Annotated in this window: 22 protein-coding genes and 1 tRNA gene; 11 read left to right on the plus strand and 12 right to left on the minus strand. The window is 63.1% G+C overall.

The window, feature by feature from the left end:
- Positions 1-109 precede the first annotated feature (109 nt).
- From SR908_RS09760 to SR908_RS09800, 9 genes are all read right to left on the minus strand, one after another.
- Entirely contained in the window at positions 110-544 is a 435-nt protein-coding gene (locus tag SR908_RS09760) for a hypothetical protein (RefSeq protein ID WP_216647299.1), read from the minus strand.
- Between the two features lie 87 nt (positions 545-631).
- The gene (locus tag SR908_RS09765; RefSeq protein ID WP_246925091.1) at positions 632-970 is read right to left on the minus strand and encodes a cation transporter; all 339 of its coding nucleotides are present in this window, start codon (positions 968-970) and stop codon (positions 632-634) included.
- 30 nt (positions 971-1,000) lie between these two features.
- On the minus strand, positions 1,001-1,204 hold the full coding sequence (locus tag SR908_RS09770; protein ID WP_152478292.1) for a DUF2933 domain-containing protein: 204 nt from the start codon (positions 1,202-1,204) through the stop codon (positions 1,001-1,003).
- A 45-nt stretch (positions 1,205-1,249) separates the two neighbouring features.
- Complete coding sequence (gene lgt, locus SR908_RS09775; RefSeq protein WP_152478293.1) at positions 1,250-2,071, minus strand: prolipoprotein diacylglyceryl transferase; 822 nt, start codon at positions 2,069-2,071, stop codon at positions 1,250-1,252.
- Positions 2,072-2,266: 195 nt separating this feature from the next.
- Complete coding sequence (locus SR908_RS09780) at positions 2,267-3,019, minus strand: copper resistance protein B (protein ID WP_152480120.1); 753 nt, start codon at positions 3,017-3,019, stop codon at positions 2,267-2,269.
- 27 nt (positions 3,020-3,046) lie between these two features.
- Positions 3,047-4,762, minus strand: coding sequence for a copper resistance system multicopper oxidase (locus tag SR908_RS09785; protein WP_246925258.1), 1,716 nt, complete (start codon positions 4,760-4,762; stop codon positions 3,047-3,049).
- Between the two features lie 144 nt (positions 4,763-4,906).
- Positions 4,907-6,238, minus strand: coding sequence for a sensor histidine kinase (locus SR908_RS09790; protein ID WP_246925094.1), 1,332 nt, complete (start codon positions 6,236-6,238; stop codon positions 4,907-4,909).
- Positions 6,219-6,884: a response regulator transcription factor gene (locus SR908_RS09795; protein WP_152478296.1), complete on the minus strand. Its 666-nt coding sequence runs from the start codon at positions 6,882-6,884 to the stop codon at positions 6,219-6,221. The genes SR908_RS09790 and SR908_RS09795 overlap by 20 nt, the downstream gene beginning before the upstream one ends.
- 8 nt (positions 6,885-6,892) lie before the next feature.
- On the minus strand, positions 6,893-7,393 hold the full coding sequence (locus SR908_RS09800) for a cupredoxin domain-containing protein (protein ID WP_152478297.1): 501 nt from the start codon (positions 7,391-7,393) through the stop codon (positions 6,893-6,895).
- Positions 7,394-7,511: 118 nt separating this feature from the next.
- Here SR908_RS09800 and SR908_RS09805 point away from each other — a divergent pair, with 118 nt between their 5' ends.
- From SR908_RS09805 to SR908_RS09815, 3 genes are all read left to right on the plus strand, one after another.
- Positions 7,512-7,895 carry a hypothetical protein gene (locus SR908_RS09805; protein ID WP_246925101.1) on the plus strand — a complete coding sequence of 128 codons (384 nt, stop codon included), beginning with the start codon at positions 7,512-7,514 and terminating at the stop codon, positions 7,893-7,895.
- A 73-nt stretch (positions 7,896-7,968) separates the two neighbouring features.
- Entirely contained in the window at positions 7,969-8,121 is a 153-nt protein-coding gene (locus SR908_RS09810; RefSeq protein ID WP_172977657.1) for a hypothetical protein, read from the plus strand.
- The gene (locus SR908_RS09815) at positions 8,118-8,558 is read left to right on the plus strand and encodes a DUF411 domain-containing protein (RefSeq protein ID WP_152478299.1); all 441 of its coding nucleotides are present in this window, start codon (positions 8,118-8,120) and stop codon (positions 8,556-8,558) included. Before SR908_RS09810 ends, SR908_RS09815 begins: the two co-directional genes overlap by 4 nt.
- A 196-nt stretch (positions 8,559-8,754) precedes the next feature.
- On the opposite strand, the gene SR908_RS09820 is transcribed toward SR908_RS09815, so the two are convergent.
- The 3 genes from SR908_RS09820 to ispB form a co-directional block, all read right to left on the minus strand.
- Positions 8,755-9,645, minus strand: coding sequence for a hypothetical protein (locus tag SR908_RS09820; protein WP_246925104.1), 891 nt, complete (start codon positions 9,643-9,645; stop codon positions 8,755-8,757).
- A gap of 482 nt (positions 9,646-10,127) precedes the next feature.
- A tRNA-Pro gene (locus tag SR908_RS09825) sits at positions 10,128-10,204 on the minus strand.
- Between the two features lie 81 nt (positions 10,205-10,285).
- Positions 10,286-11,260 carry an octaprenyl diphosphate synthase gene (ispB, locus tag SR908_RS09830; protein WP_246925107.1) on the minus strand — a complete coding sequence of 325 codons (975 nt, stop codon included), beginning with the start codon at positions 11,258-11,260 and terminating at the stop codon, positions 10,286-10,288.
- 273 nt (positions 11,261-11,533) lie between these two features.
- On the opposite strand from ispB, the gene rplU reads away from it, so the two are divergent.
- From rplU to ileS, 8 genes are all read left to right on the plus strand, one after another.
- Entirely contained in the window at positions 11,534-11,845 is a 312-nt protein-coding gene (gene rplU, locus SR908_RS09835) for a 50S ribosomal protein L21 (RefSeq protein WP_097023999.1), read from the plus strand.
- Positions 11,846-11,878: 33 nt separating this feature from the next.
- Positions 11,879-12,136: a 50S ribosomal protein L27 gene (rpmA, locus tag SR908_RS09840; RefSeq protein ID WP_040239264.1), complete on the plus strand. Its 258-nt coding sequence runs from the start codon at positions 11,879-11,881 to the stop codon at positions 12,134-12,136.
- 85 nt (positions 12,137-12,221) lie between these two features.
- A complete protein-coding gene (gene cgtA, locus SR908_RS09845; RefSeq protein ID WP_246925121.1) occupies positions 12,222-13,409 on the plus strand; it encodes an Obg family GTPase CgtA in 1,188 nt (395 codons plus the stop codon).
- A 26-nt stretch (positions 13,410-13,435) separates the two neighbouring features.
- The gene (gene proB, locus SR908_RS09850; RefSeq protein WP_246925137.1) at positions 13,436-14,572 is read left to right on the plus strand and encodes a glutamate 5-kinase; all 1,137 of its coding nucleotides are present in this window, start codon (positions 13,436-13,438) and stop codon (positions 14,570-14,572) included.
- Between the two features lie 207 nt (positions 14,573-14,779).
- Positions 14,780-15,046, plus strand: a complete 267-nt coding sequence (gene rpsT / locus SR908_RS09855; RefSeq protein WP_040239257.1) for a 30S ribosomal protein S20 — start codon at positions 14,780-14,782, stop codon at positions 15,044-15,046.
- Between the two features lie 178 nt (positions 15,047-15,224).
- Positions 15,225-16,736 (plus strand): murein biosynthesis integral membrane protein MurJ, encoded by a 1,512-nt coding sequence (murJ, locus tag SR908_RS09860; protein WP_246925274.1) that lies wholly within the window; start codon positions 15,225-15,227, stop codon positions 16,734-16,736.
- 75 nt (positions 16,737-16,811) lie between these two features.
- Complete coding sequence (ribF, locus tag SR908_RS09865; protein WP_246925151.1) at positions 16,812-17,879, plus strand: bifunctional riboflavin kinase/FAD synthetase; 1,068 nt, start codon at positions 16,812-16,814, stop codon at positions 17,877-17,879.
- Positions 17,880-17,888: 9 nt separating this feature from the next.
- Positions 17,889-20,729, plus strand: coding sequence for an isoleucine--tRNA ligase (gene ileS, locus SR908_RS09870; RefSeq protein WP_246925153.1), 2,841 nt, complete (start codon positions 17,889-17,891; stop codon positions 20,727-20,729).
- Positions 20,730-20,768 lie beyond the last annotated feature (39 nt).

The following is a 20,768-nucleotide window of genomic DNA, read 5'->3' on the forward strand; positions in this document are numbered from 1 at the left end:
ATCTCCTTGCGTGTCGATATGGGCGAGTGAGGCATCGAACTGCCAGGCGTGCTGTGCCAGGGGCAGCAGGCTCTGTCTTCCATCCTAGAACCCTTGTGTTACCCAAAGGTCAATTTCCACGTGTCTGTAGGGCCGCAGTACCGGCGAGGTGGCGTGAAGCGATCCACAGGAAGAGCGGCGGGAGCAGCAGCCACTGCAGCAGTGGGGTGAGGCCGGTACCCAGCCATGGCAGGGTGGGCATCACCGGCGCGTAGCTCCAGCGCTGGGCGATGGCGGTGGCGTACCACTCCAAGCCTACCGTGATGACCAGTCCTGCCAGTACGAAGGCGGCGCACTCCTTGAGCCCATAGCGCCACAGCCAGCCACGGCGACGTCGCCATAGAGCCACTACCCAGTAGGCGACCAGACCTATCAGCGCATCACCGGCCGCTGCCTGCATGCAGGCTTTCACCGCAGTCCAGTGAGGCATCGAGGGCATGTCCTGGTATAGGGGCACCTGCAGGAACTCCCAGGGCACGTTGAGCAGGAACGTGAACAGTGCCACATGCCATTCTGGCCACAGGAGCCATCGTCCAGGCGGTCGGTCAGCCTTCATGCCGCGCTCTGTGGCAATGACTCGCCAGCCCCGAGCTCAATGACAGCTCCAGGGTTTCTGCTTGGCATTGTCCTTCACGTTCTGGTCGATGAAGCGGTAGTAGTCCTCCTTGATCCGGTTCCAACGTCCGGCGCCGATGTCCACGCCATGCCGTGCCAATACCGCCTCGATATCGTCGATACACAGCCGCTTGGCATCGTAGGCCAGGTGGAGCTTGTGGTGCTGCGGATCGTAGGTCACGCCGTCGAGGCCGGACAGCGCGTCGATCTCGGTCACTGCCGCCGCGATATACCTTGACGCCTCGGACATTACCTTCAGCGAGCGAGTGACCAGGGACGCTTGTGAAACGCCAGGGCGATGGTCGTGATGTGACATGGTCAACCTCCCTTCTCTGCTAGCGAATAGTCAGTCATCGTCGCCATGATCCTGCTGGCCACCGTGGTGGCGATGGAGGAAGAGATGCATCAGCGGGCAGGCGAGCAGCAGCAGCGGCAACGCCTGGTAAGGATGTAATCGCTGGCCGGTCACCAGCAGGTAGCCGCCCACGGCGAGGATGCCCCCCAGCGGCAGCCAGACCATCATCAGGCGGCGTTGTGCTCTCTTCTCCATGGCGTTCTCACGGTGGCTTGGGTTGTGAAAGGAATCGAAGCGACGCTACGTCGATGGCCGGCCGGTGCTGGCGACGGCATCGATCGGGCCTCGACGCTGGGGCGCGATCAACAGGAGCAGTCCCGCCACCATCATGGGCAGGGAGAGCAGCTGCCCCATGGTGAGCCAGTCGAAGGCGATGAAGCCCAGTTGGGGGTCGGGCAGGCGTGCGAACTCGACCGCGAAGCGAAAGACGCCGTAGAGCACCAGGAAGAGTCCCGAGACGGTGCCGCGCCGGCGTGGTCGGGCGGAGACCCACCACAGCACGACGAACAGCACCACGCCCTCCAGGGCAAACTCGTAGAGGGCCGATGGGTGGCGTGGCTGCGAACCGAGCCCCATCATGGAGGGGAAGACCATCGCCCAGGGAACGTCGCTCACGCGTCCTGGCAACTCATGGTTGATGAAGTTGCCCAGCCGCCCGGCGCCCAGGCCAATCGGCACCAGCGGTGCGATGAAGTCGGTCAGCTGGAGGAAGGCCAGGCGATGGCGGCGAGCGAACCACCAGGCGGCGACCAGCACGCCGGCAAGGCCACCGTGAAAGCTCATCCCGCCTTCCCAGAGCCTGAACAGCCAGAGCGGATCGGCCGCCAGCTGATCGAGGCCGTAGAAGAGCACATACCCCAGTCGACCGCCGAGGATGATCCCCACCGCGCCATAGAAGATCAGGTCGCCGATATCGTCATGGGTGAGGCCGAGCCGGTGGGCACGTCGTCTGCCCAGCCACCAGGCTGCGGCCAGCCCCACCACGTACATCAGCCCATACCAGTGGATGCTCAGTGGGCCCATCGACAGTGCCACCGGATCGATCTGGGGGTAGGGGATCATGCGTCGCTCCTGTGATGTGTCTGACCATCGCCGGTGGCCCGGCAACGGTTCCTGTTACCGCCAGTGTGGCGACGCTGTCTGAATCCAGGCTGAACGCCATGGCCGAGACGATTGACACGGATCAACCCAGGCTCGGATCGCCAAAGACGACGACGCCACCAGGCGGTGGCGTCGGTCGCGAGACCGATTCGTGGCTCAGAACATCAGCCTGGCCCCGGCGACGATGCCGGTATCTTCGGTGGGATCGCCATGGTGGCGGGCGATGTCGGCGGTATCGCCGTACTGCTTCTGCCAGTAGGCACCGACATAGGGCGCAAGGCGGCGCGTCACCTCGTAGCCCAGGCGCATGCCGACGCGTACCGAGTTGAGCCCCTCGCCGACGCCGAATGCCTCGGCCTCGCTGGCGGCCACGGCGATCTCGGTACGCGGCTGCAGGTAAAGCCGCTGGGTCAGGCGCAGGTCGTACTCGCCCTCGAAACTGGCCGAGACGTCGCCTTCGTCGCTGACCTGAAACGCCAGGTCGGTCTCGATGCCGTAGGGCATCACGCCCTGCAGGCCGATCACCCCATAGCCACGTTCGGCGTGATCATCGGAGAAGACCCCACCCTGGTAACCGATACCGCCCTGCAGCTCCCAGAAATCGGCGATCAGCCGGCTGTAGAGCAGCTCCAGGGATTCGAACTCGGCATCCTCGCCATCGCCCTGGACGTTCTCGCCCTCGGACTTCACATAGACCCGGTTGATGTCCCCGCCGTACCAGGCCTGGAAGTCCCAGACCAATTCCTCATGACCCTTGTCGGGCACGGCATATTCAAGACGGTCGAACAACGCCATGGCCATGTTGTGCTTGGCCATGGGGGCGGGCCAGTCCGCCGGCGCATCATAGCCATCCTCTGCCAGGGCGACGGAGAGCGGGAGCGTGGCCAGCAGGGCACCGGCCGCGATCATCGGGATTCTGGTATTCATGGCGTCTCCTTACGCGACCTTGACGACCCGGAACATGCCGGCGTCCATGTGATAGAGCAGGTGGCAGTGGAAGGCCCAGCTGCCCTCGGCATCAGCGGTGATCAACGCCGAGACGCGCTCGCCGGGCTTGATGTTCAGGGTGTGCTTGCGCGGGATCAGCTCGCCCTGGCCGTTCTCCAGCTCCATCCACATGCCGTGAAGGTGGATGGGGTGTTCCATCATGGTGTCGTTGACCAGGATCAGGCGCAGCCGCTCGTCCTTCTCGAAGTGAATGGGGCCCGTTACCTCGCTGAACGTCTTGCCGTCGAAGGACCACATGTAACGTTCCATGTTGCCGGTGAGGTGTAGCTCCAGCTCGCGGCCGGGTTCACGGCGGTCGGGCCAGGGGGTGAAGGCCTTGAGGTCGCGGTAGACCAGGGTGCGGCGTGCGTTGGGATCGATGCCGATGCCGGCCTGGTCATAGCGCGAGCCCGGCTGGGCCTCTCCCGCCGCCAGCATGCCGTTCCCGCGGGTCTTGGCGGATTCCCTCGCCATGCTGCCGCCATGGTCCATCTCGGAATGATCCATGCCCTCCCTGTCATCGCCGGACATGTTGGAATGATCCATGCCCTCCATGTCACTGTCGGACATGCTGGAGTGGTCCATGCCATGGGCACCCATGGCCTCCATGCCGCGGTCGGCGATCCTGCGACGCTCGGGGATCTCCGCGGCCATGCCCTCCCGCGGTGCCAGGGTCGCGCGGGCATAGCCGCTGCGATCCATCGATTCGGCGAAGATCGTATAGGCGGTGTCGTCCTCGGGGGCGACCAGCACGTCGTAGGTCTCGGCCACCCCGATGCGGAACTCGTCCACCGGGACCGGCTGCACCGGCTGACCGTCGGCGGCCACCACGGTCATCTTGAGCCCTGGGATGCGTACGTCGAAGTAGGACATTGCCGAGCCATTGATGACCCGAAGGCGGATCCGTTCGCCGGCCTTGAACAGCGCCGTCCAGTTCTCCTCGGGAGAGTGGCCATTGAGCAGGTAGGTGTAGGTGCTGCCGGTGACGTCGGCGATGTCGCGTGAGCTCATGCGCATCTTGGCCCACATGCCGCGCATCTCCGCCGTCGCCGCAAAGCCCTTCTCGCGCACGTCGGCGAAGAAGTCGCCGATAGTGCGTTCCTGGAAGTTGTAGTACCCCTCGGCGGTCTTGAGGTTGCGGAACACCGCCATGGGATCCTCGAAGGTCCAGTCGGTGAGCAGCAGCACGTGCTCGCGATCATAGCGGAAGGGTTCGCGCTCGGCGGCGTCGATGATCAGTGGCCCGGCATGGCCGAGCTGCTCCTGAAGGCCGGAGTGACTGTGGTACCAGTAGGTACCGTTCTGGCGTACCGGGAAGCGGTAGGTGAAGGTCTCACCGGGGGCGATGCCGGCGAAGCTGACGCCGGGAACGCCATCCTGGTCGGGCGGCAGGATCAGGCCATGCCAGTGGATGGACGTCGGCTCATCGAGCAGGTTGGTCACCCTGAGTACGGCATCTTGGCCCTCCTTGAGGCGGATCATCGGCCCGGGGCTCTCGCCGTTGATGGTGTAGGGCCGCGCCGCCTGACCATCGATCTCAAGCGACTCGCGACGGATGGCCAGCGCCACCTCCGGGCCTTCCTCGATCCCCTTGGCGTAGGTATTGGTCTGCCCCCATGGATCGGCCCAGGCAGGGCGTAGGCCAAGGGCGGCTGCCGAGCCGATGCCTAGGGCGGCACCCCCCCTTGAGCAGCCGTCGGCGCGACAGCGGGTGCGTGATTACGCTGGAACGTGCCATCTGTGACTCCCGTCGATGTCAGAAGGCGACATCATGACGGGGCAAGCTGAATCACGCCTGAAAATGCCAGGTTACGGCGCATCCTTTGCAAAGGGCACGTGAATTTCCACGCTCAGACCGCCCAGGGGACTGTGTCCGAACTGGACATTCCCGCCATAGCGTTTCAAGAGCTGGTTCAGGATCGACAGGCCCAGCCCATAGCCGGGGTGTGACTCGTCCAGGCGCCACCCGCGTTCCCCCAGGCAGGCCACGTCGTCGTCCGGCACGCCGGGCCCATCATCCTCGACACGCAGGACGAGACCCTCCTCCATCACTATCGCGCAGTGAACCTCTTGGTTGGCCCATTTGCCGGCGTTGTCCAGCACGATACCGATCATCTCTGACAGGTCCTGAGACTCGATGGGAATGCGCTGTCCGGTGCCTTCGGCTACCTCCAGGGTGAAGCGCTTGGCCGGGTAAAGGGTCCGGAACATCTCGATCAGTCTGCTGGCGTCGCGGTATGGATCGGCAAGGCGCCCGACATTGGGCCCCGCGATGCGCGAGCGTCGAAGTTCAACATCGAGCTGGGCGTGAATCTCCTCCAGGCGTTCCACCAGGCGTTGGCGACGCGTGGCATCGATGGGGCGCGAGCCCCGCAGCACCTGAATGACCGCGGCCAGGGGTGTCTTCAGCGCGTGGGAGAGGTTGGCGACCGACTCACGGGAGCGCTGCAGGCGAGCATCGATCTCGTCCATGAAGCGGTTAAGCTGCCCGACCAGACTGTCGAGTTCGGAGGGGACGTCCAGAGAGAGACGATCGCGCCTGCCGGCCTGCAGCTCGCCGAGCTGGTCGCGCAGCCGCGACAGCGGCACCATTCCTCGGCTGACGGCTAGCAGGTTGAGCACCCCCAGCAGGAGCAGCAGGCTGGCGGCGATGCCGCCGACCCACCAGTGCAGGCGGTGCAGTCCCGCCTCCACTCGGGAGAAATCCTCCCCTATCAGCAGCACCCCGGGTTGATTGTCGAGGGTGAAGGGCTGGCGAAAGACCAGCAGGTGCTGACCCGCCTCACGCACCTCGGCCAGCGACTCGCCACTGTCCAGCAGTGGTCGCAGTGCCTCCTGCCAACGCGGATGGGAGGCCGAGACCTCATCGCCCAGGCGCAACACATAGAGGTGGTGGAAAATCGCGAAGCCGCGACTGGCGGAGTCCAGGACCCGCGCGGTGGCCAGATGATCGCGGCGCAGCTGCTCGATGGCGTGATCGGCCTCGCGTTCGAGCCGTTCCCCCAGGAAGTCCCGCGCCAGGTCGTTGAGCAGGATCCCGTGCAGCAGCCAGGTCAGCCCGGTGACCAGCAGGGCGATACCCGACAGCCAGGCCAGCAAGCGGATACGCAGGCTGCGTCGGTCAATCCGCAACGAAGACATAGCCCTGGCCGCGACGGGTCTGGATGCTTGATTTGCCCAGGTAGCGGCGTAGCCGCGCGATATAGACCTCGATGAGGTTGGGGGCCGCGGCGTCCTGCTCCAGGGCGTAGAGCTGGTTGAGCAGGTGCTCCTTGGAGAGCACCCGTCCCGGATGGTGCATGAAGTAGCGCAGCAGCACGAACTCGGTGCCTGTCAGGGGGTGCCAGGTACCATCGGCCACTCGGACGCACTGGTTGGCCTCGTCCAGGGCAACGCCACCCAGCGTCAACTGATGGGAGAGTCGCCCCGACTGGCGGCGTAACAGCGCCTTGACCCGGGCGACAAGCTCGGCTTCGTGGAAGGGTTTGGTCAAGTAGTCATCCGCGCCGCCTTCGAGCCCGACGACCTTGTCTTCCCAGGTGTCCCGAGCCGTCAGGATCAGCACCGGCAGGTCCCGGCCCGACTGGCGCCACCGCCTGAGCAGGTCGAGACCCGAGCCATCGGGAAGGCCCAGGTCCATGATCGCCAGCGCGTACGTCTCGGTGGTCGAGAGCGCCTCGGCGTCTCTCAGGGACGCGGCCAAATCGACCCGGTAACCGTTGTCCTTGAGGGATTCGGCGAGGCTCTCGGCCAGCAAGTCGTCATCTTCGAGTAGCAAGAGCTTCATGCGTCGGCTCACTTGCCTAGCTGGATCTCCCCGGCCATGCCGGATTCGTAGTGCCCAGGGATATTACAGGCATAGACGAGCGACTCCACGTCAGCGGGGGCGGTCCACACCAGCTCTGCGGTGTCGCCGGGGGCGATGGTCACCGCCGGCATCGCGCCGCCATGGGCACCTTCCGCCATGTCATGGCCGCCATGGCCGTCGTGGCCGTCACCATGACCACTGTCTCCCATAGCCTGCATCATCTCGCGGTGCGCTTCCTGGGCTGCGGCATCGCCGATCACGAATTCGTGCTTCAGGTTGCCGGTGTTGACTACCTTGAAGCGCACAGTCTCTCCAGCGGTGATGCCGAGTGTCTCGGGATCAAACCACATGTCACCGGCCTCGACCTGGATGGTGCGGTCGATCTCGGCATCAGGCGTGGAGGAATGGGAGCCACCATGTTCACCGGCAGCAAGGGCGGAAGTGGCGGCCAGGCCAAGGGTGATGGCCAGCAGAGACTTACGCATCATGTAACCTCTTTGATCGTATCAGTGGAGCCTTGGTTATACCTGAAATGAGACTGAACTCGAAACCCCTTGACCCTTGTGTTACACGTAGGTTGTAGCATCCAAGGCTCTGATAAAGACCATGCCGAATCCCTTGTCCTGGATCATGTTGGACGACACGGCCACCGAGGCAGAATGGGGACTCGACCATGAGGATGACCGAATGACCTGCAATGTTCGCTGCCTGCTGCACCTCCGAGGAGTACGCCTGTTGGCGCTGCTGCTCGCGGCTCTGCTGCTGGTCGCCAGCCTGCCCGGTCATGCGTCTATGGATGACTGCGCCGTCGACTGCGGTACCTCCCAGGTCGAGATGCTCGATCACGCCAACGCCGATTGCGGCGCCTGTGCGGCATTGACCGCCACGCCGACTGTCCCCCGCGTCCCTCCAGACGCTCTTGCCGACCTGGCCGACCCGGCCGTGGTTGAGTTCATCGCTGCACCACCCCGAGAACCTCCCAGATCCTGACGTCGCTCGACTTCCCGGTAACGACATATTGGCTCGTTATCGGTGCTCCCTAACTTTCGTCAGGAGTCACATCATGTACGCCAACGATTGCTTTGCCCTGATGGGTTCAATGGGCTGGATGGGCTGGCTGATGCCTCTGAGTGTCATGCTTCTGCTCGGCCTCGGCATCGCTACTCTCGTCAAGTATCTCTTCACGTCTCGTCGTTCCCGGGAGGATCGCTCATGAAACGCCTTGTCCCCACTCTGCTTGCCTCCTCTGCACTGCTGATCGGTGCCGGCACCGCCCAGGCGGCCTTGCCCAATGCGGCGACGCTCTACAAGAACCCCCAGTGTGGCTGCTGCGATGAGTATGCCCGCCAGCTTGAGGCGCTCGGCGTCGAGGTCGCCATCGTCGACGACGTCCCGATCGGTCAGGTCAAGGAGCGAGTCGGACTGCCCTACGGACTGGGCTCCTGCCATACCATCGAGATGGGTGAGTATGTCATCGAGGGACACGTGCCCTTCGCGGCGGTGGAAAGGCTCTTCGAAGAGCAGCCCGATACCGATGGCATCGGCCTTGCGGGCATGCCCATCGGCACACCGGGTATGCCGGGACCGAAGCAGGATGACTGGAATGTCTACCAGTTTCGCGCCGGAGAAGCCCAGCCATACATGACGCTGTAACGTCGCAAGGTGATAGCGACTGCCCGGGTGATGACTCGCCCGGGCATGATGTCCGCTTTTGGCCGTTAGCTGCTGTGAAAAATATGGTCGTTTTCTTTACGCATGAAGGTTGCCCCTCCAGGACCTCTTGGAGGGGCGATTTTGCGTGAAGAAATTCCGTAAATTTTTCTACGTAAAGAAAACGCACGTTTTGCTTTTACATTGGAGTTGACTGAGCACTGCGCTCCTCGAAATGGAAGGCATTCTGCTGAGTGCTCCATCCGCACAGGAGGTATCGGCAGGGCGACCCATGCGGGTAGACATCGATGGACTCTTTCAGACGATCGAAGACAGCCTCGACCTCTTCCTGGGTCTGTACCTGGAAGACCATCAGCTTGTGGTCAGCCTGGGCCTGGAGGAGCTTGTTGAAGTCGTAACGGATGCCCCAGAGACGGTTGTCGGACATCTCGATCTCCACCGCCAACGGTATGCCGACCAGGTTTCGGTTGGCATCCAGGCGACGCCACACTAGGTCATAGAGCCATTCTCCTCGGCTACCAGCCGGTAGCACCTGAAACCCGAGGCGCTGACCTTCTTCAGCCAGAGCCGTCTTGATGGCCCTGTTCTTGTCGGGGCTCAGCCAAATCTCGCGCTTCCATTGCGACGTATCACCTTCGTGCTTCTCAGCGGCTTGGGCCTTCTTCCGCTCGATAGCCTCGTACTGCACAAGGCCCAACCGCTCGATCAGCCATGGGATCAAGTCCCAGTCATCCCGGCGCGCATCGGCCGCATCGCGAGAAGCGCCTTCAGGCAGCCACTCCAGCACTACCTTACCGCTCCCTAGACGCAGGATGCCGTCATGGGCCTGCTCGGCGCCGTGGGCCGAGCGCTCAACCATCATGTCATCCAACAGGCCGATCAGCGCGTCACGCAGGCCGCTAGCCTTGAGCGCTTCATAGTCGGCGTCTTCGAAGAACGGCGTGGCGACATCGAGGCGTCCATCGTCATTGATGGCACCGAAAACTAGCTCGCCGCGTAGCGCTTGGTGTTGGTCGTACTGAGAAACCAATGCTTCCAGTCGGCTCAGCTCTTCGTCCTTGGCGTTCATCTTCTAGCCCCTGCCAGTTCACGTTGCTGACATGCTACCACTATGGGGCTGTGTGGGAGGGTCCAGTCCTTGGCAGAGCCTACGGCTTGGATCACCATGTAAAGAAAACGAAGGTTTGTTTTCCACCATGCCTTGGGGCAGGGAAATCAAATTTTCTTGCCCAAATGCAGGTATGACACGGCAATAATGTCTGCTTTTGGCCGGAAGCTGAACCCCAGGCTGCGTTCAGTGAGGTGGGGCTGTTCGGCAACCAGAACACCGTCTGCAAACCCACCACGCCCAAGTGGTCTCATATCATCGAGCGTCTCAAGCAGGTTTGGGAGATCGGGGCGAGAGCGCCTGACTACCTCGCGCCGGCGAAAGGCGGCTTGATGGTCATGTTCCTCCTTTCGCTGACTGCTACCTATTTGCTACCTAGAAATGATGCAACGAAAAACGGCCACCGCTCCGATGAGCTAAGTGGCCGTTTTTACTGGATTCTCTGGTCGGAGTAGCAGGATTCGAACCTACGACCTCTGCCTCCCGAAGGCAGCGCTCTACCAAGCTGAGCTATACTCCGTTCGTGCCGGGGGTGCCGACTCGACGGGGCTGCATTATACGCATCCGCGATGCGCGCGCAACCCTTTTGCGAGGCGGCGGGTCAGGTCTGACGCTCGACGGCGAGATGGGCGAGTTCGGCCATGCTGTCGCGGTAGCGGCTCTCGGGTAGCAGCTCGAGCTGAGCCAGGGCGCGGTCGGCCATTTCCACGGCGCGGCGGCGGGTATATTCCAGCGCACCGGTGTCGTGGACGATGGCCAGCACCTCGTCGAGATGATCAAGCCCGCCCTGGCGGATGGCGCGGCGAATCATCTTGGTCTGTTCGGCATCGCCAGCGGCCATGGCATGGATGAGCGGCAGTGTGGGTTTGCCCTCGGCAAGGTCGTCGCCGACGTTCTTGCCCATGGCGTTGGCATCGCCCTGATAGTCGAGCAGGTCGTCGACGAGCTGGAAGGCCAGGCCTAGATAGCGTCCGTAGAGCTTGAGTGCCTCTTCCTGCGCAGGGCTGGCCTCGGCGAGCACCGCGCCGCTATGGCTGGCGGCCTCGAAAAGCATGGCGGTCTTGCCCTGGATGGTGTCGAAGTAGGCGGCCTCATCGATATCGGGGTTGCCGATATTGGTCAGCTGCAGCACCTCGCCTTCAGCGATCACGCAGGTGGCGCCGGAGAGTATCTCCATCACGCGCATCGAGCCGACTTCGACCATCATCTGGAACGAGCGCGAATAAAGGAAGTCGCCGACCAGCACCGAGGGCGCGTTGCCCCAGGCGTCGTTGGCGGTGGCCTTGCCACGGCGCAAGTGCGATTCGTCGACCACGTCGTCATGCAGCAGTGTCGAGGTATGCATGAACTCGATCAGCGTGGCTAGGGTCACGTGGCGATCGCCCGGATAATTCAGCGAGCGCGCCGCGAGTAGCACGAGCAAAGGACGCAGTCGCTTGCCGCCGCTTTCGATAATGTAGTGACCAATGGTTTCGACGAGGGGAACCCGGGAAGCCAGTTGGGCGAGGATGGTGCGATCGACGGCGGCGAAATCATCCGCGACCGCCGCATGGAGGGGCGATGCGTTAGGCTGCATGGGTCGGCTTGTCGCAAAAAGGGGTTGGGCCGGCTCATTGCGGCCTTGGGCTCAGGCTATGCTAGGGGGCCCCCTGAAGGGCGTCAAGGCGCACGCAGTGGCTGGCGTTGGAGCGCGCCACTCGTGGAGCGAAAGACACTTGCCCGGTATGCGAGAGTGTCGCTATAATACGCGGCTCGACTCATCATGCTCCCTGTCAGATGGCTGCCGGAAGGGGCGCCACTCGCCGCAGGCCGATGAAGAGCGCAATCCCGATGAGTGCTGGAGAGTGACATGTACGCAGTTATCAAAAGCGGTGGCAAGCAGTACCGCGTTCAGGAAGGCCAGACCCTGAAGCTCGAGAAGCTGGAAGTGGCCACGGGTGAAACCCTCGAACTCGACCAAGTTCTGCTGGTCGCCGATGACGATGACGTCAAGGTTGGCGCGCCGTTGGTCGAAGGTGCCAAGGTAACGGCGGAAGTCGTGTCCCATGGTCGCGGCGAAAAGGTGCAGATCATCAAGTTCCGTCGCCGTAAGCACCAGATGCGTCGTCAAGGCCATCGTCAGTGGTTCACCGAAGTCAAGATCACTGGAATTTCCGCTTAAGCGATATTCCCTAGATAACGCGAGGTATTTGCAATGGCTCATAAAAAGGCTGCCGGTAGTTCTCGTAACGGTCGCGATAGCGAATCCAAACGTCTTGGTGTCAAGCTGTTCGGTGGCCAGGCGGCGACCGCCGGCAACATCATCGTGCGTCAGCGTGGTACCAAGTTCCACGCGGGCAGCGGCGTTGGTATTGGCAAGGATCACACCTTGTTCGCTCTGAACGAAGGCGTGATCAAGTTCGAGACCAAGGGTCCGAAAAACCGCAAGTTCGTGAGCGTCGTCTCTGCCTGAGACCGCCGCGAACGGTGAAAGAAAAGGCCCCGCTCAGGCGGGGTCTTTTCGTATAGGGCGGCCGTAGCCGTCGGGAGAAGTGTCCATGCAATTCGTCGACGAAGCCTCGATCATTGTGGAGGCCGGCAAGGGCGGCAATGGCTGCCTGAGTTTCCGGCGCGAGAAGTACGTTCCCAAGGGCGGGCCGGACGGCGGCGACGGTGGGCACGGCGGCAATGTCTACCTGATCGGTGACGACGCCCTCAATACGCTGATCGATTTCAAGTATCAGCGTTTCTACAAGGCGCCCAATGGGCAGCCTGGCCAAGGCCGTCAGATGAGCGGTCGCAATGGCGAGGACCTGTACGTCAAGGTACCGGTGGGGACTACGGTGATCGATGAGGATACCCTCGAGGTAATCGCCGATGTGACCGAGATCGGCCAAGTCGAGCTGGTGGCGCAGGCGGGCCGCCGAGGGCTGGGCAACATTCATTTCAAGTCTTCCACTAACCGGGCGCCGCGCAAGACGACGCCAGGTACCGAGGGCGAGCGCCGCAACCTGCGCTTCGAGATGAAGGTGATGGCCGATGTCGGCTTGCTGGGCGTTCCCAATGCTGGCAAGTCGACGCTGATTCGTGCCGTCTCGGCCGCCAAGCCCAAGGTGGCCAACTACCCCTTCACCACGCTGGTACCCAATCTCGGGGTGGTCAAGTTGGGTACGCATGAGCATTTCGTGATGGCCGACGTGCCCGGGTTGATCGAAGGCGCGTCCGACGGCGCGGGCCTGGGGCTTCGGTTCCTCAAGCACCTGACCCGTACGCGGTTGTTGCTGCATGTCGTTGATGTGGCGCCGTTCGATGAAAGCGATCCCGTGGAGAGTGCGCGGGCTATCGCGTACGAGCTTGAGCAATTTTCCACCACGCTGGCCGAACGGCCGCGCTGGTTGGTGCTCAACAAGCTCGACTTGCTCCCCGAGGAGGAGCGCCAGGCGACGGTCGACGATATCGTCGCGCGCCTGGAATGGGCGGGGCCGGTGTATCGGATTTCGGCGATTAGCAGCGAGGGCACCCAGCCGCTGGTACAGGCGGCGCATCGCTGGCTGACCGAGCAGCGTCAGCTCGAGGCGGAAGACGAGGTGGCCTTCGAGCATGAGCGCGAGATGCGTCAGCGCATGGAAGACGAGGCCGTGGCGCGTACCGAAGCGCGCATGTCGCGCAAGCGCAAGCCGGTCCAGGAAGATGACGATGACTTCGACGATGATGATTACGATGTCGAAGTGGAATACGCCCCCTGAGCCGAGGCAAGAAGGGAGAGAAGCCGGTGAGTGAGTCGCAGTCGGCAAGCCGTGATGCCTTGCGTGGTGCGCGGCGTGTCGTGGTCAAGATCGGCAGCGCATTGTTGACCAACGACGGCCGTGGTCTCGATGCCGAGGCCATCGGCGGTTGGGTCGATCAGATTGCCTCCCTACATGCGCGTGGTGTCGAGGTCGTGCTGGTCTCGTCCGGGGCGGTGGCCGAGGGCATGGCGCGTCTGGGCTGGGCATCCCGGCCCTCGGCAGTGTATGAACTGCAAGCGGCTGCCGCGGTAGGGCAGTCGGGGCTATCGCAATGCTACGAGGGTCACTTCGCGCGTCACGGTCTGCGTAGCGCGCAAGTGCTTTTAACGCATGATGATCTGTCCGACCGCAAGCGTTACCTCAATGCGCGCTCGGCGTTGCGCACGCTGGTCGCGTTGCGTGTGGTGCCGGTGATCAACGAAAACGACACCGTGGTCACGGACGAGATCCGCTTCGGCGATAACGATACGCTGGGCGCGCTGGTGGCCAACCTTCTGGAAGCGGACGCGCTGATTCTGCTCACCGATCAGGAAGGTTTGTTCGATGCCGATCCACGCCACGATCCCGAGGCGCGGTTGATCAGCGAAGGGCGTGCCGACGATCCTGCCCTGGCGTTGGTGGCCGGCGATGGCGGTGCCTTAGGGCGCGGCGGAATGACGACCAAAGTGCGTGCTGCGCGCCTGGCGGCACGCTCCGGTGCGTTGACGGTGATCGCCAGTGGGCGTCAGGCGTCGGTGCTAACGCGGCTGGCGGAAGGTGAAACGTTGGGTACGTTGTTGATGCCGGATCACGCGCCGTTGGCAGCGCGCAAGCGGTGGCTGGCTGGGCAGCTTCAGGTGCGCGGCACGCTGGTGCTCGATGATGGCGCGGTCGAGGTACTGCATCGCCATGGATCGAGCTTGCTGCCAGTGGGCGTGCGGCGTGCCGAGGGCGTCTTCAAGCGCGGCGACATGGTGGTCTGTGTCAACGAGCAAGGTGCCCGAGTCGCCAAGGGGCTGGTCAACTACGGCAGCGACGAAGCACGTCGTATCGTGGGTCAGCCCAGTCATCGTATCGAGACGTTGCTTGGCTACATGGAATCGCCGGAGCTCATTCATCGCGATAACTTGGTCATCATCTGAGGGCGTGATGTCGAGGAGTCGATCGGTGAACCTATAGCCGTTTCCACGCGGACCATGCTAGAATGCCGCATCCTCTCAGACACGGCCCGTTGATGGGGCGCCTCGCGAGTGGCGATCCCGTTTTGGCCGATTCGCGTGACGTAGTAAAAAGTCATACGAATCAATTTCTTACAGAATATGACTGTCAACATCTCCAAGGAGTAGACGGTGGCGAACACCAAACAGGCCCGTAAACGCGCCCGCCAGGCGGAGCAGCGTCGTCAGCACAATGCCAGCCAACGCAGCATGGTGCGCACGTATATCAAGCGCGTCGTCAAGGCGATCCAAAGCGGCGATCACGGTCAGGCCATGGCCGAGCTCAAGGCGGCACAGCCGGTCATCGACCGCATCGCCGACAAGGACGCGATCTCCAAGCGTAAGGCTGCACGCATCAAGAGTCGCTTGAACAAGCGAATTAAGGCCCTGGCTGCCTGAAGCCGGGAGTTGGCGTTAACGCGTGAAAAAACCGGCTTCGGCCGGTTTTTTTGTAAGTGGCGCTTGGGCGTCGGAGGTGTGGAGGTAGTCGGTGACGGGTAAGCAATCGCAGGCAGCGCCGGAAGACGGCGAGTCGGCAGCGAAGCGACCGGCGCGTGGCGGTCTGTTGCGCTCGGGGATGGTGGTCAGCACGATGACCATGCTCTCGCGCGTGCTGGGGCTGGCGCGCGATGTCGTGATCGCGGCCTTGTTCGGGGCCGGCAGCGGTGCGGATGCCTTCTTCGTCGCCTTCAAGATTCCCAACTTCATGCGCCGCCTGTTCGCCGAGGGCGCCTTCAATCAGGCATTCATTCCGGTGCTGTCCGAGTATGCCACCCAGCGGACCCGTGAAGAGGTACGCGAACTGCTCGATGCGGTATCGGGCAGTCTTGGTGTGATACTTGCCCTGCTCAGCGCCGTGGCGGTGCTCCTCGCGCCCTGGCTGGTGTGGCTATTCGCGCCAGGCTTTAGTGCTGACCCGGGCAAGCTGGCGCTGACCGCCGACATGCTACGTTTGACGTTTCCCTACCTGTGGCTGATTTCGCTCACCGCCTTCGCGGGTAGCGTGCTCAACACCTGGAACCGTTTCGCCGTGCCGGCGTTCACCCCGGTGCTGCTCAACCTGTCATTGATCGGCGCGGCGTTGGGCCTGACGCCCTGGATGCAGGACCCGGCCATGGCGCTGGCCTGGGGGGTACTGATCGCAGGGGTCGTGCAACTTGGGTTTCAGGTGCCGTTCTTGGCACGTTTGGGGCTGACGCCGCGCCCCTGGCCCAACTTCCGGCACCCGGGCGTGCGTCGCATCCTGGCGCTGATGGCGCCGGCGTTGTTCGGGGTGTCGGTGTCGCAGATCAATCTGTTGCTGGATACCGTGCTGGCGTCTCTGCTGGCGTCGGGTAGCGTGTCTTGGCTCTACTACTCGGATCGCCTGGTGGAGTTGCCGCTGGGTGTATTCGGTGTGGCACTGGGCACGGTGATCTTACCGGCCCTCTCCAAGCGCCATGCCGAACAGTCGCCAGCGCACTTCGCGAAGATGCTCGACTGGGCGCTGCGCGCAGTGCTATTGATCGGGCTGCCCGCAGCCTTGGCTTTGGTGCTGCTGGCCGAGCCATTGCTGGTGAGCTTGTTCCACTATGGGGCGATGACGGATCACGATATCGTGATGGCGGCGCGCAGCATGCGGGCTTATGCGTTAGGTCTGTTGCCCTTCATGCTCATCAAGGTGCTGGCGCCGGGGTACTTCGCGCGCCAGGACACCAAGACGCCGGTTAAAATCGGGGTCGTGGCGATGGTCGCCAACATGGTCTTGAACCTGTTGTTGATCTGGCCGCTAGCGCATGCAGGACTGGCACTGGCCACGGCGCTGTCGGCGTTTCTCAACGCCGGCTTGTTGGGTTGGGGGCTACAGCGGCGCGGCGTACTGATGTTTCAGCCGGGTTGGGGACGCTACGCGTTGACACTGGGCGGCGGCTGCGTCGTCATGGGTGCCGGGCTTTGGTGGTTATGCCCCGAATGGCATCAGTGGCTGGCCTGGGGTGTATGGCAGCGCGCGGCGACACTACTTGGACTGACCCTAGGCGGTGCCCTGGTCTACTTTGGATGGCTGGCGCTGTGCGGTGTGCGCCTCAGGCATTTCCGTCTGGGTGGCTGATGGTAGGGCAGGCATGGCTGTCAGTCGTGGCCCCCTTGGTTATAATCGAACGTTTCACCGGCATATGAACGGCATATGGAACTGATCAGAGGACTGCACAATCTGCGTGAGGCGGGCCCGTGCGTGGCGACGATCGGCAATTTTGATGGCGTGCATCGCGGCCATCAAGCGATCCTCGATCAGCTCAAGAGCCGCGCCACGGCGTTGGGATTGCCGATGACGGTGGTCGTCTTCGAGCCCCAGCCACGCGAGTATTTTGCCGGCGAGCAGGCGCCGCCTCGTTTGAGCAGGCTGCGCGACAAGGTCGAGCTGCTGGCCGAATACGGCGCCGAGCGCATCGTCTGCCTACCCTTCAATGCTGCTCTGCGAAGTCTGACGGCCGATGAGTTCATCGAGCGCGTGCTGATCCGCGGCCTGGGGGTCAAGCATCTCGTCGTGGGTGACGACTTTCGTTTTGGCTGTGACCGAGCGGGCGATTTCGCATTGCTGCAACGCGTGGGCGAGCGCCGTGGTTTTGAGGTCGAGCATACGCGCACTTTTGCCCTCGATGATGAGCGCGTCTCAAGTACCCGGGTACGCACCATGCTAGCCAGCGGCAACTTCGCCCAGGCCGCGCGGTTGCTGGGGCGTCCCTACCAGCTCTCAGGGCGTGTGGTTGCCGACCGGCAGTTGGGGCGTACCATCGGCGTGCCTACCGCTAATCTGCCGTTGGCGTCGCGCTCCCTTGCACTACGCGGTATCTATGCCTGCGTCACGCGGCTGCCTGATGGCCGCGAGCTGCCGGGGGCGGCCAACATCGGCTGGCGTCCCACGGTAGGCAGTACGCGGCCGGTGTTGGAGGTGCATCTGTTCGATTTCGAAGGTGACCTCTATGGCCAGCGTCTTACGGTCGTGCCCTGTGCACGGCTGCGAGGCGAGGTCAATTTTGCGGGGCTGGAGGCCCTGACGCGTCAGATTCATGCCGATCTGGCGCAGGCACGTCGCTATTTTCGTGCGGCCACACCGCTCGATGCCACCGCACTCGAGCTGCCGTGCGCTTCGACTGGCTGGACTTATCCGCTGGCCTCGGCGCCCTTGGCGCCCGAGCCTTCGACTTCCGACTCCTCGGCCGGCTCTCGCCCGGCCGACCAAGACGATGGCTGACCTTCCGCTATGAGCGATTACAAACATACCCTGAACCTCCCCGAGACCGACTTCCCCATGCGTGGCATGTTGCCCAAGCGTGAGCCGGGGCGGGTATCGCAGTGGCAGGACATGAACCTCTACGAACGCTTGCGCGACGCGCGCGCCGGCCGCGAGAGCTTCGTGCTGCACGATGGCCCTCCCTACGCCAACGGCAGCATTCACATCGGTCACGCCGTCAACAAGATTCTCAAAGACATCGTCGTCAAGTCGAAGGCGCTGGCGGGGTACGATGCGCCTTATGTGCCAGGGTGGGACTGTCACGGGTTGCCCATCGAGCACAAGGTCGAGACTACTCACGGCAAGCATCTCGCCGCCGGCGAGGCGCGTGATCTATGCCGCGAGTACGCGGGCGCGCAGATCGAAGCGCAGAAGACCGACTTCGTGCGCTTGGGCGTGATCGGCGACTGGGAGCACCCCTACCGGACCATGGATTTCGCCAACGAAGCGGGTGAGATTCGCGCGCTGGCGAAGATGGTCGAGGGCGGTTACGTCTTCAAGGGGCTAAAGCCGGTCAACTGGTGCTTCGATTGTGGCTCGGCCCTGGCCGAGGCGGAAGTCGAGTACGCCGACAAGAAGTCCGATGCCATCGACGTCGCCTTTACGGCCGCCGCCCCCGCCAAGCTGGCGACGGCGTTCGGGCTCACGTCGCTCGATAAGCCGGCGGCGATCGTCATCTGGACCACCACGCCGTGGACCATTCCCGCCAACCAGGCGCTGAACGTGCATCCTGACTTCACCTACGCGCTGGTCGATACCGGCGAGCGGCTGCTGGTGCTCGCCGAGGAACTGGTCGAAAGCTGTCTAGCGCGCTACGGCCTCGAGGGCGATGTCGTGGCCACCACCACGGGCGCGGCGCTGGAGTTCATCAATTTCCAGCATCCTTTCTACGAGCGTGTGGCGCCGGTGTATCTCGCCGATTACGTGACCGTGGAAGAGGGCAGCACGGGGATCGTCCACTCGGCGCCGTCATACGGCCTGGACGATTTCATGACCTGCCGCGCGCACGGCATGAGCTTCGATGACATGCTCAACCCCGTACAGGGCAATGGCGTGTATCGGGATGATCTGCCGTTCTTCGGCGGGCAGATGATCTGGAAGGCCAATCCTCAGATCGTCGACAAGCTGCGTGAAGTGAACGCGCTGATGGTGCACACGCCGATCACACATAGCTACATGCACTGCTGGCGTCACAAGACGCCGGTCATCTACCGCGCGACCGCCCAGTGGTTCGTAGGCATGGACCGCGAGGACGATACGGGGCGCACCCTGCGTCAGCGCGCGCTGGACGGCGTCGAGGCGACGCAGTTCGTTCCCGCCTGGGGCAAGGCGCGCCTGCACTCGATGATCGCCAACCGTCCCGACTGGTGCATTTCGCGCCAGCGCAACTGGGGGGTGCCGATTCCGTTCTTCCTGCACAAACAGACCGGGGAATGGCATCCGCGCACCGTCGAGCTGATGGAAGATGTCGCCAAGCGCGTCGAAGCCGAGGGCATCGATGCCTGGTTCCGTCTCGACGCCCGCGAGCTTCTGGGCGACGAGGCCGGCGACTACGAGAAAGTTACCGATACCCTGGATGTGTGGTTCGACTCCGGCACCACACATTGGCACGTGCTGCGTGGCTCGCATTCGCTGGGGCATGCACAAGGACCGCGCGCCGATCTGTATCTCGAAGGTTCCGACCAACATCGTGGCTGGTTCCATTCGTCGTTGCTGACCGGGTGCGCCATCGACGGCCATGCGCCCTACAAGGCGCTGCTGACACACGGCTTCACCGTCGACGAGAAGGGCCGCAAGATGTCCAAGTCGATGGGCAACGTCATCGCACCGCAGCAGGTGATGGATAAGCTGGGCGCCGATATCCTGCGCTTGTGGGTGGCTTCCACCGACTATTCCGGCGAGATGGCGGTCTCCGACGAGATCCTGAAGCGCACCGCCGACGTCTACCGGCGTATCCGCAACACCGCGCGCTTCTTGCTGGCCAACTTGAATGGCTTCGATCCCGCGCGTGACGCCGTGGCTTTCGAGGACATGCTGGCGCTTGATCAGTGGGCGGTGGATCGCGCGGCGCAACTTCAGCAGCGCATGCAGACGGCCTATGACGACTACCGCTTCCGTGACGTCTACCAGCAGGTGCACGACTTCTGCGCGCACGAGCTGGGCGGCTTCTATCTGGATGTGATCAAGGATCGCCAGTACACCACCCAGGTTGACTCGCTCGCGCGCCGCAGCTGCCAGACGGCGCTCTATCATGTGGTCGAGGCGTTGGTGCGCTGGGTGGCGCCGATTCTGTCCTTCACCGCCGAGGAAATCTACGAGGCCATCCCCGGCATGCGTGGCGATAGCGTGCTGCTGGAGGAATACTATCCGCATCTGACGACCTTGAAGGCGGATGCCGCCATGGGCCGTGAGTTCTGGTCGCGGGTGCTCGAGGTCAAGCAGGCAGTCAACAAGTGCCTGGAAGACGCGCGTAACGCCAAGGTGATACGCAATAGCCTCGCCGCCGAGGTCACGCTCTACGCTAACGATGACTTGCGCGAGACCTTGTCGCAGCTCGGCGATGAGTTGCGTTTCGTGCTATTGACCAGCGAGGTGCATCTGGCGTCGCTGAACGCGGCGGGCAGCGAGCAGGCTGAGACCAGCGAGCTCGACGGGCTCAAGGTGGGCGTGATGGAAAGTCCGCACACCAAGTGCGAGCGCTGCTGGCATCACCGCGCAGATGTGGGGACGCATGCCGCCGACCCGAACTTGTGCGGTCGTTGCCTGAGCAACCTGCCCGATGGGCCGGGGGAAACGCGCCGTTATGCCTGATGACGCATCACGGGCCATGGCGCCGCTTGATCATGATAT

This window comes from Chromohalobacter canadensis, assembly GCF_034479555.1.
GTDB lineage: Bacteria > Pseudomonadota > Gammaproteobacteria > Pseudomonadales > Halomonadaceae > Chromohalobacter > Chromohalobacter canadensis.

Bases quoted from the DNA above. Each gene is read 5' to 3' on its own strand.
- SR908_RS09765 (WP_246925091.1), bottom strand. From the start codon at position 970: ATGTCACATCACGACCATCGCCCTGGCGTTTCACAAGCGTCCCTGGTC.
- lgt (WP_152478293.1), bottom strand. From the start codon at position 2,071: ATGATCCCCTACCCCCAGATCGATCCGGTGGCACTGTCGATGGGCCCA.
- SR908_RS09770 (WP_152478292.1), bottom strand. From the start codon at position 1,204: ATGGAGAAGAGAGCACAACGCCGCCTGATGATGGTCTGGCTGCCGCTG.
- SR908_RS09810 (WP_172977657.1), top strand. From the start codon at position 7,969: ATGTACGCCAACGATTGCTTTGCCCTGATGGGTTCAATGGGCTGGATG.
- SR908_RS09790 (WP_246925094.1), bottom strand. From the start codon at position 6,238: ATGTCTTCGTTGCGGATTGACCGACGCAGCCTGCGTATCCGCTTGCTG.
- rplU (WP_097023999.1), top strand. From the start codon at position 11,534: ATGTACGCAGTTATCAAAAGCGGTGGCAAGCAGTACCGCGTTCAGGAA.
- SR908_RS09800 (WP_152478297.1), bottom strand. From the start codon at position 7,393: ATGATGCGTAAGTCTCTGCTGGCCATCACCCTTGGCCTGGCCGCCACT.
- ribF (WP_246925151.1), top strand. From the start codon at position 16,812: ATGGAACTGATCAGAGGACTGCACAATCTGCGTGAGGCGGGCCCGTGC.
- SR908_RS09820 (WP_246925104.1), bottom strand. From the start codon at position 9,645: ATGAACGCCAAGGACGAAGAGCTGAGCCGACTGGAAGCATTGGTTTCT.
- SR908_RS09780 (WP_152480120.1), bottom strand. From the start codon at position 3,019: ATGATCGCGGCCGGTGCCCTGCTGGCCACGCTCCCGCTCTCCGTCGCC.
- rpmA (WP_040239264.1), top strand. From the start codon at position 11,879: ATGGCTCATAAAAAGGCTGCCGGTAGTTCTCGTAACGGTCGCGATAGC.
- ileS (WP_246925153.1), top strand. From the start codon at position 17,889: ATGAGCGATTACAAACATACCCTGAACCTCCCCGAGACCGACTTCCCC.
- ispB (WP_246925107.1), bottom strand. From the start codon at position 11,260: ATGCAGCCTAACGCATCGCCCCTCCATGCGGCGGTCGCGGATGATTTC.
- SR908_RS09815 (WP_152478299.1), top strand. From the start codon at position 8,118: ATGAAACGCCTTGTCCCCACTCTGCTTGCCTCCTCTGCACTGCTGATC.
- cgtA (WP_246925121.1), top strand. From the start codon at position 12,222: ATGCAATTCGTCGACGAAGCCTCGATCATTGTGGAGGCCGGCAAGGGC.
- murJ (WP_246925274.1), top strand. From the start codon at position 15,225: ATGGTGGTCAGCACGATGACCATGCTCTCGCGCGTGCTGGGGCTGGCG.
- SR908_RS09795 (WP_152478296.1), bottom strand. From the start codon at position 6,884: ATGAAGCTCTTGCTACTCGAAGATGACGACTTGCTGGCCGAGAGCCTC.
- SR908_RS09805 (WP_246925101.1), top strand. From the start codon at position 7,512: ATGCCGAATCCCTTGTCCTGGATCATGTTGGACGACACGGCCACCGAG.